The organism is Mesorhizobium sp. M7A.F.Ca.CA.001.08.2.1, assembly GCF_003998455.1.
GTDB classification, from domain to species: Bacteria; Pseudomonadota; Alphaproteobacteria; order Rhizobiales; family Rhizobiaceae; genus Mesorhizobium; species Mesorhizobium ciceri.
On record NZ_RZPW01000089.1, the window covers coordinates 1 to 12,636 of the forward strand.

General features: G+C 64.0%; 15 protein-coding genes and 1 tRNA gene. 8 read left to right on the top strand and 8 right to left on the bottom strand.

All coding sequences use genetic code 11. From position 1 onward, the window contains the following. Window positions 1–296 (top strand): nicotinate-nucleotide--dimethylbenzimidazole phosphoribosyltransferase (locus tag EN914_RS08110; RefSeq protein WP_206527190.1); only part of this gene is annotated, 296 nt, incomplete at its 5' end. 89 nt (window positions 297–385) lie between these two features. Beyond that, the gene (locus EN914_RS08115) at window positions 386–646 is read left to right on the top strand and encodes a hypothetical protein (protein WP_024501379.1); all 261 of its coding nucleotides are present in this window, start codon (window positions 386–388) and stop codon (window positions 644–646) included. 113 nt (window positions 647–759) lie between these two features. Here the strand turns inward: EN914_RS08115 and EN914_RS08120 are convergent. After that, a tRNA-Lys gene (locus tag EN914_RS08120) sits at window positions 760–835 on the bottom strand. 106 nt (window positions 836–941) lie between these two features. After that, a complete protein-coding gene (locus EN914_RS08125; RefSeq protein WP_013531073.1) occupies window positions 942–1,850 on the bottom strand; it encodes a PhzF family phenazine biosynthesis protein in 909 nt (302 codons plus the stop codon). Window positions 1,851–1,951: 101 nt separating this feature from the next. Here EN914_RS08125 and EN914_RS08130 point away from each other — a divergent pair, with 101 nt between their 5' ends. From EN914_RS08130 to EN914_RS08145, 4 genes are all read left to right on the top strand, one after another. Continuing rightward, window positions 1,952–3,244 (top strand): efflux RND transporter periplasmic adaptor subunit, encoded by a 1,293-nt coding sequence (locus tag EN914_RS08130; RefSeq protein ID WP_024501380.1) that lies wholly within the window; start codon window positions 1,952–1,954, stop codon window positions 3,242–3,244. 4 nt (window positions 3,245–3,248) lie between these two features. Continuing rightward, window positions 3,249–3,962: an ABC transporter ATP-binding protein gene (locus EN914_RS08135; RefSeq protein WP_013531071.1), complete on the top strand. Its 714-nt coding sequence runs from the start codon at window positions 3,249–3,251 to the stop codon at window positions 3,960–3,962. Beyond that, window positions 3,959–5,176: an ABC transporter permease gene (locus tag EN914_RS08140; RefSeq protein WP_024501381.1), complete on the top strand. Its 1,218-nt coding sequence runs from the start codon at window positions 3,959–3,961 to the stop codon at window positions 5,174–5,176. Before EN914_RS08135 ends, EN914_RS08140 begins: the two co-directional genes overlap by 4 nt. 132 nt (window positions 5,177–5,308) lie before the next feature. Continuing rightward, window positions 5,309–5,551, top strand: a complete 243-nt coding sequence (locus tag EN914_RS08145) for a hypothetical protein (RefSeq protein WP_013531069.1) — start codon at window positions 5,309–5,311, stop codon at window positions 5,549–5,551. Here the strand turns inward: EN914_RS08145 and EN914_RS08150 are convergent. Continuing rightward, window positions 5,548–6,264 (bottom strand): hypothetical protein, encoded by a 717-nt coding sequence (locus EN914_RS08150; RefSeq protein WP_013531068.1) that lies wholly within the window; start codon window positions 6,262–6,264, stop codon window positions 5,548–5,550. The two genes, EN914_RS08145 and EN914_RS08150, sit on opposite strands and share 4 nt — an antisense overlap. Window positions 6,265–6,267: 3 nt before the next feature. Continuing rightward, a complete protein-coding gene (locus EN914_RS08155; RefSeq protein WP_024501382.1) occupies window positions 6,268–7,380 on the bottom strand; it encodes an endonuclease/exonuclease/phosphatase family protein in 1,113 nt (370 codons plus the stop codon). A 189-nt stretch (window positions 7,381–7,569) separates the two neighbouring features. Between EN914_RS08155 and EN914_RS08160 the strand changes: the two genes are divergently transcribed. Beyond that, window positions 7,570–8,136 (top strand): BA14K family protein, encoded by a 567-nt coding sequence (locus tag EN914_RS08160; RefSeq protein WP_024501383.1) that lies wholly within the window; start codon window positions 7,570–7,572, stop codon window positions 8,134–8,136. A gap of 107 nt (window positions 8,137–8,243) precedes the next feature. Here the strand turns inward: EN914_RS08160 and ilvC are convergent, their stop codons facing one another. The 3 genes from ilvC to EN914_RS08175 all read right to left on the bottom strand — a co-directional run bounded on the left by ilvC (window position 8,244) and on the right by EN914_RS08175 (window position 10,652). Next, the gene (gene ilvC / locus EN914_RS08165) at window positions 8,244–9,263 is read right to left on the bottom strand and encodes a ketol-acid reductoisomerase (protein ID WP_013531065.1); all 1,020 of its coding nucleotides are present in this window, start codon (window positions 9,261–9,263) and stop codon (window positions 8,244–8,246) included. Between the two features lie 100 nt (window positions 9,264–9,363). Next, window positions 9,364–10,053: a TetR/AcrR family transcriptional regulator gene (locus tag EN914_RS08170; RefSeq protein ID WP_024501384.1), complete on the bottom strand. Its 690-nt coding sequence runs from the start codon at window positions 10,051–10,053 to the stop codon at window positions 9,364–9,366. Between the two features lie 140 nt (window positions 10,054–10,193). Continuing rightward, window positions 10,194–10,652 (bottom strand): MarR family winged helix-turn-helix transcriptional regulator, encoded by a 459-nt coding sequence (locus EN914_RS08175; protein ID WP_024501385.1) that lies wholly within the window; start codon window positions 10,650–10,652, stop codon window positions 10,194–10,196. Between the two features lie 99 nt (window positions 10,653–10,751). Between EN914_RS08175 and EN914_RS08180 the strand changes: the two genes are divergently transcribed. Beyond that, window positions 10,752–11,498 (top strand): glutathione S-transferase family protein, encoded by a 747-nt coding sequence (locus EN914_RS08180; RefSeq protein WP_024501386.1) that lies wholly within the window; start codon window positions 10,752–10,754, stop codon window positions 11,496–11,498. On the opposite strand, the gene EN914_RS08185 is transcribed toward EN914_RS08180, so the two are convergent. Further along, a partial coding sequence (locus EN914_RS08185; RefSeq protein WP_164778684.1) for an NAD(P)/FAD-dependent oxidoreductase occupies window positions 11,446–12,636 on the bottom strand: 1,191 nt, incomplete at its 5' end. The genes EN914_RS08180 and EN914_RS08185 overlap by 53 nt on opposite strands.

A 12,636-nucleotide genomic window follows, 5' to 3' on the forward strand; every position in this document is an offset into this window, starting at 1 on the left:
CCGCCCGCCATCTCGGCATACCCGTGCTGCTCGACGGCTTCGTCTGCACCGCCGCCGCAGCCCCGCTGGCAAAGCTGCATCCAACCGGCCTCGCCCACACCATCGCAGCCCATGTCTCCGCTGAGTCAGGCCATCGCGGCCTGCTCGAAGCGCTCGGCCTGCCGCCGCTGCTCGATCTCGGCATGCGGCTCGGCGAAGGCTCCGGCGCCTGCCTCGCCGTCAACATCGTCCGCTCGGCGCTGGAGTGCCATGCCCGCATGGCGAGTTTTGCAGAGGCTGGCGTTTCGGAGAAGTAATTATTCATTCCCCGTATCGGCCGACAAAGATGCCGTTGTCACGACAAAGGAGGCATCTTACCGTAACGGCGATTCTCAAATAGATTTTTGTGGATGAAGAAATTTCATCCTGCCGCAGCTGCGGTGTTATCGCCGGGGCGGTCGCTGTTGTGTTCCGTCACAGCAGCTATTCAAGTCATGGCCCGATCGACACCGGCATTTTCGTTGTCTTCCTGGTCTTCTTCTGGTGGCCCATCAGCGATTTCTCCGGGGGAAAAGACGGAATTGGCGCCAGCGATGCTGCAGCCGGGGAAAAGAGCCTTGCTTTTCGATTCGGCCGGTTTCTGACCCGCATTTTCCAACGCGGCTGAATCGCCACAAGATCCGGATAGCGCGGTTAAAGAATCACAGTCAGACAGCCTTGCCCGAGATGCGCCAAACGCGTCTCGCTTTCAGGGTCTTTCCACCAACTCTTCTAGGAATTTGGTGGGTGCGCACAGGATTGAACTGTGGACCCGCTGATTAAGAGTCAGCTGCTCTACCAACTGAGCTACGCACCCACTCGGCCGGCAAAAACCGGCGTTGGCGGGCATATAGCCGCCACCATCGGTCCTGTCCAGCCCTGCCGGAATCATTTCCCGACAAATCGACCGAGCATGCGTTCGATCAGACGAAAAGCCTGCCTTCCGCCACCTTGATTGCGTTGCCGCCGATGCGCGCCGAGGCCAGTTTTCCGCCTTGCACGGTCAGTTCGAGGCGGATGCGCGATGGCCGGCCCATCTCCAGCCCCTGCTCGATCCACAGCTGTGAAATGCCATCGGTCGGCGCGTCGAAATGCATGATGGCGCCGGCAAAGGCGGCTGCCGCCGAGCCGGTCGCCGGATCCTCATAGGAAGGCGTGCCAGGCACGATCATGCGCACATGGAAGGCGCTTTCGTGGTTCACCGTCTCGCGGCAGTAGACATAGGGGCTGGCGAAGGCCCATTCGCTCTTGCGCGGCGCCAGTTCCGACCAGGCCTGGTTGTCCAGCCGGATGCGACCCGCCGCCTCGAGATTGGCAACCGGGATGGTGACATAGGGCACGCCCGCCGACCAGAATGCGACGCGGTGATTCTCGAAGCCGATCTCATGCGGCGTCAACCCAAGCGCGGCACCGATCGCCTCCGGATCGGCATCGAGCTTCAGCGGCTCCGGCAGCTTCGCCAGATCGAACTCGGCAAAAGTGTTGCCGTCATGCTTGCTGACGGCGCACCGCACCGGACCGATGTTTTCCTCCAGCACGAAGATGCCGGCGCCGCCCTCCTCCGCAAGTTCGGCCAGCGCGATCGCGGCGCCGACCGTCGGATGGCCGGCGAACGGCATTTCATAGTCGGGCGTGAAGATGCGGATGCGGTTTTTGTGCTTGGGATTGTCCGGCGGCAGGACGAACACCGATTCGGACAGGTTGAATTCGCGCGCGATGGCCTGCATCGCGGCCGTGTCCAATCCCTTGCTGTCCAGCACGACGGCCAAAGGATTGCCGGCCAGTCGCTCGGTCGTAAACACATCGTAAAGCAAGTAATTCCGGGTTTTCATTCCTGCCTCAATCCCAACATGGGCGAAATTTAATTTGATATTTGAACCGGTAAGCCTGATCTGTGCACAGATAGGGACATTGCGCATTATAGGGGTCCAGCGTGGACCAGATTGTCAATCTGCCAAAGACGGAATCGGATTCCGCCATCGAGACGGCGCTTGGGCTCGACCAGACAGGCCGGCGCAGATCGCGCCGTCGTGGGTGGCTCTATGCGTTGCTGGCGCTGATCGTGCTCGTCGCCGGGCTTGGCGTCTATCAATGGTATGCCGGCTCGCCGGCCAGGATTGACTACACCACCGTGCCTGCCGCCAAGGCCGACCTCACCGTCGCGGTGTCGGCGACCGGCACGCTGCAGCCACTCACCCAGGTCGATATTTCAAGCGAACTGTCCGGCATCATCCGCTCGGTCTCGGCCGAGGAGAACCAGCAGGTCAAGAAGGGTGACGTGCTGGCGACACTCGACACGGTGAAACTCGAAGTCCAGATCGAGCGTGCCGAAGCTTCGGCCAAGGCCGCCGCCGCCAATGTCGAGGACGCCACGGTTACGCTGGCGGAAAACGAGAAGGCGCTGGTGCGCGCCGCCGAACTGACCAGGCGCGGCATGGCGACCGACCAGTCGCTTGAAGCGGCAACCGCCACGCGCGACCGTTCCAAGGCAGCTCTCGACAGTGCGCAGGCCAACCTCGCCATCGCCCAGGCCGACCTCAAGGCGCAGCAGACCGACCTTGCCAAGAGCACCATCTATGCGCCGATCGACGGCATCGTTTTGACGCGCTCGGTCGATCCCGGCCAGACGGTCGCCTCCTCGCTGCAGGCGCCGGTGCTGTTCATCATCGCCGCCGATCTCAGGAACATGGAACTGGTGGCGGCGGTCGACGAGGCCGACATCGGTGCGGTCAAATCCGGCCAGCATGCCCGCTTCACCGTCGATGCCTTCCCCGAGCGGCCGTTCGATGCCGAGATCCGCGACATCTCCTATGCCTCGGTCACCACCGACGGCGTCGTCACCTACAATGCGCGGCTCGAGGTCGACAACAACGAGCTGCTGCTGCGGCCCGGCATGACCGCCACCGTTTCGGTCGTCACCAAGCAGGCCAAGGACGTGCTCACCGTGCCGGCCACCGCGTTCCGCTTTCGTCCTGCCCAGCAGGCCGCACGCGGCTGGAGCCTCAGCGACCTGTTCACCGGCCGCATGGGCCGCCCCGGCGGCAACCGCCAGCGCCAGGCCGCGACAGCGCCCACCGACGGCTCGCGCACGCTCTACGTGCTGGAGAACGGGCGTCCGCACCCGGTCAACGTCAAGATCGGCTCCACCGACGGCGAACTGACCGAGATCATTTCGGGCCTCGACGAAGGCGCACAGGTCATCACCGCGTCGCAGCAGCGGAGCTGATGCCGTGGCCGCCGGTGCTGCCCTCATCACCTTCGACAAGGTCTGGAAGAGCTATGGCCAGGGCGAGGCCAAGGTGCATGCGCTGGCCGGCGTCGATCTTGCCATCCGGCGTGGCGAATTCGTCGCCATCATGGGGCCGTCCGGTTCCGGCAAGTCGACGGCGATGAACATCATCGGCTGCCTCGACACGCCGACGGCCGGAACCTATTCCTTCATGGGCATCGACGCCGGCCGCCTCGACCGCAACCGCCGCGCCATGCTGCGCAACCTCTATGTCGGCTTCGTCTTCCAGGGTTACAATCTGCTGGCCCGCACCACGGCGGCCGAAAATGTCGAACTGCCGCTGATCTATCGCGGCGTGGCCGCCCGCGAGCGCCGCGACCTTGCCATGCAGGCCCTGGCGGAGGTCGGCCTTGTCGGCCGCGAGCACCACACGCCGGCCGAACTGTCCGGCGGCCAGCAGCAGCGCGTGGCGATCGCGCGCGCCATCGTCACGCGCCCGACGCTGCTCGTCGCCGACGAGCCGACCGGCAACCTCGACACCGCCCGCACGCACGAGATCATGGAGTTGCTGACGCGGCTCAACAAGGAGCTTGGCCTAACCATCGCCATGGTCACCCACGAGGCCGACGTCGCCGACTATGCCGAACGCACCATCCGCTTCCTCGACGGCCACGTCGCCTCCGATTCCAGGAAGCTGGAGATCGCACAACCATGATCTGGGAAACCGTCCGCCTGTCGCTGCGCTCGATCCGCCGCAACGTGCTGCGCTCGTTCCTGACCTTGCTCGGCATCGTCATCGGCGTTGCCGCCGTCATTGCCATGCTCACCATCGGCTCGGGCACCACGCAGAAGGTCAAGGCCGACATCTCCAAGCTCGGCAGCAATCTGCTGGTCGTCCGCTCCGGTCGCCCGGCCGGTCCCGGTGGCCCGGGCGGGCTCGACCAGGCGGTGCGTCCGCTGGCCGAAAAGGAGCTGGCGGCGCTGGTTGCGCATCTGACTGGCGCCCGCGCCATTTCGCCGGCTTCGCAAAAGCAGGTCCGGGTCATCTTCGGCACCGAGAGCCTGACCTCGGGCGTCACCGGCACCGACAGCGCCTATCTCGATGCGCGCGACTGGAAACTGGTGTCGGGCCGCCCGTTCAGCGATTCCGAAACCCGCTCGGGCACCGGCGTGTGCCTGATCGGCGAGACGGTGCGCCAACAATTCTTCGGCGCTGGCGATCCCGAGGGCGAGATCATCCGCGTCAACCGCACCTCCTGCAAGATCATCGGCCTGCTCGAGCCCAAGGGCTATACCGGCTTCGGTCAGGATCAGGACAATGTCGTGCTGATGCCGCTGCACGCCTACCAGCGCCGCATCGCCGGCAACCGCGACATCGACAACATCTACATCGCCGCCGATGACCGCACGCCGACCAGCGAGCTGCAGCCGCGCGTCGAGGACATTCTGCGCGACGCCAGACGCATCACGCCCGATCGTGAAAGCGATTTCGCCATCCGCGACATGACCCAGATCGCCGACGCCATGGCCAGCGCCACCACCACCATGACCGGCATGCTGGGCGCCGTCGCCGGCGTCAGCCTGCTGGTCGGCGGCATCGGCATCATGAACATCATGCTGGTGTCGGTCACCGAACGCACCCGCGAGATCGGCATCAGGCTCGCCATCGGCGCGCATGAAAAGCACATCCTGATCCAGTTCCTGGTCGAGGCCACGGTGCTGTCGCTGCTCGGCGGCATCATCGGCATCCTGATCGGGCTGGCGCTGGCCGGCCTCGCCGCGGTGACGCTGACCATCCCGTTCGCGCCGAGCCCGGCGGTGATCCTGCTCGCCGTCGGCTTTTCCGCGCTCATCGGCATGGTGTTCGGCTTCTTCCCGGCGCTGCGCGGCGCCAGGCTCGATCCGATCGACGCGCTTAGGCACGAATAGGGCAACCCGGCCGGAACGCGGCCAGCGCTCAGACCGGTTTTGCACAGCCTTAGACGTTTCCACCCTACCCGCCACTGTCGCCGCGCCGTTCATGATGCTAGGGCAATTCACCCTTGGGTGGAGGAATAGCCGATGAGCAAGAAGGCACGACTGATCCTGACGATGGTCGTCATCGAGGCCTTCCTTGCAGGCATCTGGTGGTATCTCGCCCGCTTCGGCATGGCCAATCCCGATCGCGTCACAGCCGATTTTCAGGCAGTCGTCGGCCAGACCATGGGAATGGCGATGGGCGGTTTGCTGGGCATCGGCTTCATCCTGTTCCTCGTCGCCGCCCGCAACGATCGCAACGCGGCACAGAACAAGACGCGCCCTTAACTCCCGTTTGCGAAATGCCACTCGATCAGCGGCTTCATGTGCGGTGACAGGCCGACCGGCAGGTCGGCGGCATGGCGGATGATCACTGGCCCGTCGATCTCCGGCTCGGTTTCGGTGGCGACGAAGGCTGAGATGCGCTGGGCGATCTCGTCTGCGGGCGCCGCCGCGTGGTAGCGGCGGAAGATCACCGTGCCGCTGTTGGTCGACATGGCGTGGTAGCGCTTGCCGCGATGAGCCCCTGACAGGTCGAGGCCGGTTTCCTCGCGCACTTCGCGGATCATGTTGAAATCGACATCGACCAGGCCATCGCGAAAATCGACCGGCTCGAATGAGCCGGCGGCAAAATAGACGCGGCCGGCGTTGACCGTGTGCGGACCCATGCGGATCGCCACCAGCGCATTGTCGGCAGCCACCAGCATGGCATGGGCATAGGCATGCTCGGCGCCCGAATTCTCGCGCCGCTTCCGCCACAGCATGAAAGTCGAATAGTTGACCGCATGGCAGCGGCCGGCGAGACGGTTGTCGCGGTAGGCAAGCTGCGACAGCAGCACCACCATGCCGTCGAACAGCGCCGGATTGGCAGCGATTTCGTGCTGCCAGTTCTCGGCGATCGCCTCTGCATTGTCCCTTGCGAACGGGTGCGGACCGGGATCGAGCCGGACGTCGATGGCGTCGACCGGCAGGATGACGTTGCGTGGCAGGTCGAAACTCATGCGTCAGGTCATGTCCAGCGTGATCGCCACCGGGCAATGGTCCGACGCCTTCGGCCGGTCCCAGCCGGCACGCGGAAACCGCTCCACTTCCTGCCCCGGCGGAAAGATGGTGCGCCAGGGCTGGCCGTTGCGGATGATGTCGGGAACAGCCGTCGCGTTGCTGGCGGCGAGCCCCTTCGACAGCAGGATGTAGTCGAGCTGGCACAGATGCCGCTCTTCCGGTCCGCGCGTGTGGTAGAAACTCCAGCGGTTCATCTCCGGCCGCCGCTCGACGACGTTTTCGCAGAAGCCGCCGGCCGTCAGCACGTTGATGCAGGACAGGGCTTCGTCGACGACCTCGAAGCGATAGCCGTCGATCGCATCGCCGGCCACCTTCACACGCTGGCGGTAATCGTTCATATCGCCGCAGATTGCCCAGCGTTTGTCGGCGGCATAGTCCTTGCCGAAGCGCTCCTCGATGATGCGCCGCACGGCCTGCGCCTCCGCGATGCGCACCGGCATCGTCGCCTCGCGCCCGTCGAGCCCGTTGCGCGGCGAACCCATCGACTTGAAATGCACGAGATAGAGCGTCAGCGGCACGCCGCCCACGGTGACGTCGATCTCCAGGCAGTCGCGCCGGAAAATGCGCTCATTGGCCTGATTGCCCAGTGCCTCGAGTTCCGGCGTGTGCAGCCCGAACTGCTCGTAGGTGACATAGGCGTGGCTGGTCATGCGCACGAATTCGATCGGCTGGCCCTGGGCGGTCTCATTGCGCATCATCACGGCAACGTCGATGCCCCGTGAATCATTGCCCGATGTGGTGTATTTCTGCCGGTAGCCCTGCCCCACCATCTTGAACAGATAGCCATATTCGAAGGCCTTCAGCGCCTCGATGTTGTCGACCTCCTGCATGCAGATGATGTCGGCCCGGGTGGCAGCGATTGCCAGCGCCGTCAGCTGGCGCGTGTCGTCGGATTGGGCGATGGCGCGGGCCTGCTCCAGCATCCTGTATTCCGCCTCGCTCTGGATATCGAACAGCGCCAGCGTTCGATCCTCGTTGAGCTGGTTGCGATAGCCGGAATAATCGAACCTGTTCATCAGGTTCTCGACATTGAAGGTGGCAAGGCGCAGCGACATGCCATGACCTTTGCCCGCAAGTGCTTCGGAAAACAAGCGCGCAGGACCACCATCTGAGATCGATTGGTCCTGGGTGCGTTCGCGTCATGGTTGACGGAACCTTTCCGTTCATCCGCCGTTCAGATGCAAACATCCATTGTTGCCCCATTCCTCGGGTGGGCGTGGGGCCTGTAACTCTTGGAGAGTGCAATGAATTCGCTCTTTTCTTCCACGGTCAAATCGGGGCTGATAGCCCTGGGTATCCTCTCCGGCGTCACGGCGCCGTCCGCCGCCGGCCCGATCATGCAGCCGGACCTGTCGATTCCCACCAGCACCGCGGCGCCGAATATCACGCCGGTCCGCGACAGCTGGGCGGGCGGCAACAACAACCGTCAGTTCAACAACGACAATTGGAGATGGCGCCGGTCGGGCAATTGGGACGGCGGCCGTCGGCACTGGCACGGCGGCGGCGGTCACTGGAATGGTGGAGACAACTGGCGTTGGCGCCATGGTCGCCATCACTATCGCGGCGGCCGTTACTACGATGATGGCGCGAGTGCCGCGATCCTGGGCCTTGGCCTGGGGCTTGGCCTCGGCAGCATGTACAACAACTACGACTACTATGACCGGCCGGCGCCGCGCCGCTACTACCGCGCGGGACGGCTTTCGAGCGCCCATGTCCAATGGTGCTACAACCGCTACCGGTCGTACCGGGCCTATGACAACACGTTCCAGCCCTACAACGGCCCGCGCCAGCAGTGCTACTCACCCTATTGATGGGCTGGCCCTGTAGCTGAGCTGACCGACAGAATGAAAAAACGGCGCCACGTGGCGCCGTTTCTTGTTCATGGAAGCTGCTATTTTCGAGCGCTTGTGGATTTCGCTCAGTTCTTCGCCTTGTCGACCAGCTTGTTTTTGGAAATCCACGGCATCATCGCGCGCAGCTTGGCGCCGACTTCCTCGATCTGGTGGCTGTCATTGTTGCGGCGGATGCCCTTGAAGCGGGACATGCCGGCGCGGTACTCCTGCATCCACTCCGAGGTGAATTTGCCGGTCTGGATGTCCTTCAGCACGCGCTTCATCTCGGCCTTGGTCTCGGCGGTGATGATGCGCGGACCCGAGACATATTCGCCCCATTCGGCGGTGTTCGAAATCGAGTAGTTCATGTTGGCGATGCCGCCTTCATAGATCAGGTCGACGATCAGCTTGACCTCGTGGAGGCACTCGAAATAGGCCATCTCAGGCGCGTAGCCGGCTTCCACCAGCGTCTCGAAGCCGGCCCGGATCAGCTCGACCAGGCCGCCGCACAGCACGACCTGCTCGCCGAACAGATCGGTCTCGCATTCCTCGCGGAAATTGGTCTCGATGATACCCGAACGGCCGCCGCCGACGCCGCAGGCGTAGGACAGTGCCAGGTCGAGCGCATTGCCCGAGGCATCCTGGTTGACGGCGACCAGGCACGGCACGCCGCCGCCCTTCTGGTATTCGCCGCGCACCGTGTGGCCGGGACCCTTCGGCGCGATCATGACGACGTCGACCGTCGACTTCGGCTCGATCAGGCCGAAATGCACGTTGAGGCCGTGCGCGAAGGCGATCGCGGCACCATCGCGGATGTTCGGCGCGATCTCGTTCTTGTAGATGTCGGCCTGCAGTTCGTCCGGCGTTGCCATCATCATCAGGTCGGCCCATTTGGCCGCGTCCGCCACGCTCATCACCTTGAGACCGTCGGCCTCGACCTTCTTGGCGGTTGCCGAGCCGGCCTTGAGGCCGATGGCGATCTCCTTGGCGCCGGAATCCTTGAGGTTGAGCGCATGCGCCCTGCCCTGGCTGCCATAGCCGATGATGGCGACCTTCTTGCCCTTGATCAGATTGAGATCGGCATCACGATCGTAATAGACACGCATTTTGTCTTCCTTCCCGTTTATAAATCAGAGCATGATGCCGAAAAGTGTGAAGCGGTTTTCGGACGACATCATGCTCTATCTTCTTGATTTAGAGACGGATTCAGATTTCAGGTCGACTTGACCTGAAATCATCCGGCTCTAGGGCCTTGCGGCCGGTTTTTGCTCCATGAAGAGCGAGAAACTGCTGCGTCGCCCGCGCGGCATCGCCGCCGATCGCCGCCTCAGTCAATTCCAGCCGGTCGCCGAGCAGCAGACGGATCTGCACATCGCGGGCGACCAGCCCGAAAAAGGTGCGGAACGCCGTCTCGGCATCCGCGAAATCCAAAAGCCCGGTCCGTCGGCCGGCCTCGAGCACCGGCTTCAGCCGTTTGGCCAGCGCGAAGCGGCCGTTCTCCAGCACCACGGCGCCGAGATTGTCCTTGCCGGAGCCCGCATGGCTGACCGCCACCCGATTGAGCGCGATCGACGTGTCGCTGGAAATCACCTTGAGCCAATCCGAGGCGAAGCGCTCGAGGCTCGCGGTCAGCGAGGCAAGATCGAGCCCCTTGCGGTCGACCGGTGCCACCCGCACTTTAGAGGCCTGCCATTGCACCGTCGCCGTCAGCAGCCCGTCGCGGTCGCCGAACCATTTGTAGAGCGTTTCCTTGGAACAGCTGGCGCGGCGCGCCACGGCGGTCATGGTAAGCTGGTCGCCCTCTTCGACCAGCAGCCGCAACGCCGCGTCGAGCACGGCCTTCTGCCGCTCTGTCAGCGCTTCGCTGGTGTCGATGTCAGGCACGATGTGCAACACGCTCTTCTCTCGAAAGTCGGCATTCCCGATAAGCCGTACCGTACGTTACGGTTCGGCATATTGCGCGATCCGAGGCTGTGCGCAAGAGGACGAGAGCAAAATATCTGCAAAATGGACAGGCGCTGGCGCGACAGGCTCGCTTAATCGCTGGCTGGCGGATGGCGCAACCGTCCAAGCAGTGCCGAGACCATGGTCAGCTCATCCGCCGACAGTTTGGCGCCAACCAGTTCGGCGATCGAGCGTCCGTAGACAGCCCACATCTGGCGGCGTGTCTCTCGCCCCTTGGCCGCGATGCGGATGGTCTGGCCACGGCCGTCGTCGGCCACCGGCAGTTTCTCGACGAGCCCATCGGCCTCGAGCCGGGCCAGCAGGCGCGAAATGTTGTATTGCGCGAACAGCGTGTGCTCGATGAGCTGGAACGGCCGCAGCCCGCCCTCGCCTGCCTCGGCGAGTTCATGCAGCACGTCGTACCAGGCAAGTGGGGGCAGACCGGCGGCCTTCAACGCCTCTTCGGCGCTCTCCATCAACTGGCGCGGTACGCGCATCAGGCGAGCCCAGGCCTTGATGGCTTCGGGCGAAGGCGCGGCTTTCTCGGTCATGGCGCACCTTAGACGATAGATGCAATTGCATCAAGCTTGACGATCAATGCATATGCATCTACATAGATGCAATTGCATTAATCAGGGAAAGCCAATCCGATGAAACACGAAATCTGCAAACGCGCCGACAAGCTCATTCTCGTCAGCCATCATCTCTGCCCCTATGTGCAGCGCGCCGCGATTTCGCTCACCGAAAAGGGCGTGCCGTTCGAACGCGTCGATATCGACCTCGCCAACAAGCCGGACTGGTTCAAGGCGATCTCGCCGCTCGGCAAGGTGCCGCTGCTGCGCGTGCAGCGAAATGGCGAGGAAACGGTGATCTTCGAATCGGCCGTCATCCTGGAATTCCTCGAAGAGACGCAGGCCAATCCCCTCCACCCGGCCGATCCCTATGCCCGCGCCCGGCATCGCGCCTGGATCGAGTTCGGTTCGGCAACCCTCAATGCCATCAGTCGGTTCTATTCAACATCGACCGAGGCCGGCTTCCTTGACGAATCCAGCGCGCTGTCCGCCATGCTCGACCGTCTCGAAGCCGAGCTGGCGGACGAGCCTGGCGGCCCCTGGTTCGCCAGCAAGCACTTTTCGCTGGTCGACGCCGTTTACGGTCCGGTCTTCCGCTATCTCGATGTCTTCGACCGGATCGGTGATTTCGGCATTCTTGACCGAAAGCCCCTCGTCCGCGCATGGCGCCGGGCGTTGAGTGAACGCCCGTCGATCAGGCAAGCCGTGGCGCCGGACTACCCGCAGCGCCTGCATACCTTCCTGCGAGCGAAGGGATCGTACCTTTCGAGCCTCATTGGCCAAAACGATCCGGCCACCGCGCTTCGACCAGTCCTATCCGCTTGAACGGATCGATTACGGTGCCGGCCACCATCGAGGCGAGAAACTGCGGCGCCGGCGGGATTTTTGCCACCGTCGCCACCAGCCTGTCGCGGATGAAGGGCAGCGCCACCGAATCCGACTGGTAGAACGGCGTGAACGCCAGCGACAGCGCCTGGAAGATGCGGACATGCCAGCGCCGCGCCCTCGCATAGGCTTCAAGTGCCGCTTCGACACTGTCCGTCCGCGCCAGCGCATGGCTGAGCGCCGCGGCGTCGAGCAGCGCCATATTGGCCCCTTGCCCGAGCTGCGGGCTGGTCGAGTGCGCCGCGTCGCCGATGATGGCCAGCCGCCGCCCAACCGGCCGCTTCATCGTGTGGTGGCCATAGCGCGCCAGCGAGAGCTGGTCGAAACTGTCGATCTGGCTGACATACGCCTCGCTCTGCGGCCACAGCCGGATCACCCTCTCCTTCCAGGCATCCAGGCCCCGGACGCGCACCTCATCGGCGTCCGACGGCTTCAGGCTCCAGAAGAATGCCGCCATCTTTTCAGCACCCGGCTGCGGCCGGCCGATCGGCAGCACGCCGATCATCACGCTCGCTCTGTCGTAGCGTTGCAGCAGCGCGCGCTCATCGAAACCGTCGCCGCGCCAGCCAAGCGAGGCCCAGAACGCGCCATAGGTGAGTGGTCTTGGCTCGCCTGGAGCGCTTGCGCGGCACAGTTTCGAGCGCGAACCGCTGGCGTCGATGACGAGGTCGAACGGCCCCGCCCTTCGTCCGTTGCCGCAGATCAGCGTCGTCCGTTCACCCGTCTCCAAGGCCTCGATCTCGACGCCGGTTTCGATGGCGATCGCTTCGCGTTGGGCGGCGCGGAAGAGCACGCCAAACAAGGCCGCCCGGTGCACCGCCAGCCCGAAGCGGCCACCGCGCTGCGCATCGTAGCGGACATCGAGCACGGTACGGCCTGTGGTGGCATCGGCGCCATGCAGGCGGTCGATGCGGCTGCCCAGCGCCAGCATGTCGTCGAGCAGGCCAAGATCGGCCAGCACCGTCAGCCCTGTCGGCTGCAGGATCAGCCCGGAGCCGACCGGCTTCGGCTCATCGAAGCGTTCAAAGACCGTGACCCGATGCCCGGCGCGCTTGAGATAGAGCGCCATGGCCAGTCC

Bases quoted from the DNA above. Each gene is read 5' to 3' on its own strand.
- EN914_RS08180 (WP_024501386.1), top strand. From the start codon at position 10,752: ATGAAACACGAAATCTGCAAACGCGCCGACAAGCTCATTCTCGTCAGC.
- EN914_RS08145 (WP_013531069.1), top strand. From the start codon at position 5,309: ATGAGCAAGAAGGCACGACTGATCCTGACGATGGTCGTCATCGAGGCC.
- ilvC (WP_013531065.1), bottom strand. From the start codon at position 9,263: ATGCGTGTCTATTACGATCGTGATGCCGATCTCAATCTGATCAAGGGC.
- EN914_RS08140 (WP_024501381.1), top strand. From the start codon at position 3,959: ATGATCTGGGAAACCGTCCGCCTGTCGCTGCGCTCGATCCGCCGCAAC.
- EN914_RS08155 (WP_024501382.1), bottom strand. From the start codon at position 7,380: ATGTCGCTGCGCCTTGCCACCTTCAATGTCGAGAACCTGATGAACAGG.
- EN914_RS08175 (WP_024501385.1), bottom strand. From the start codon at position 10,652: ATGACCGAGAAAGCCGCGCCTTCGCCCGAAGCCATCAAGGCCTGGGCT.
- EN914_RS08160 (WP_024501383.1), top strand. From the start codon at position 7,570: ATGAATTCGCTCTTTTCTTCCACGGTCAAATCGGGGCTGATAGCCCTG.
- EN914_RS08125 (WP_013531073.1), bottom strand. From the start codon at position 1,850: ATGAAAACCCGGAATTACTTGCTTTACGATGTGTTTACGACCGAGCGA.
- EN914_RS08150 (WP_013531068.1), bottom strand. From the start codon at position 6,264: ATGAGTTTCGACCTGCCACGCAACGTCATCCTGCCGGTCGACGCCATC.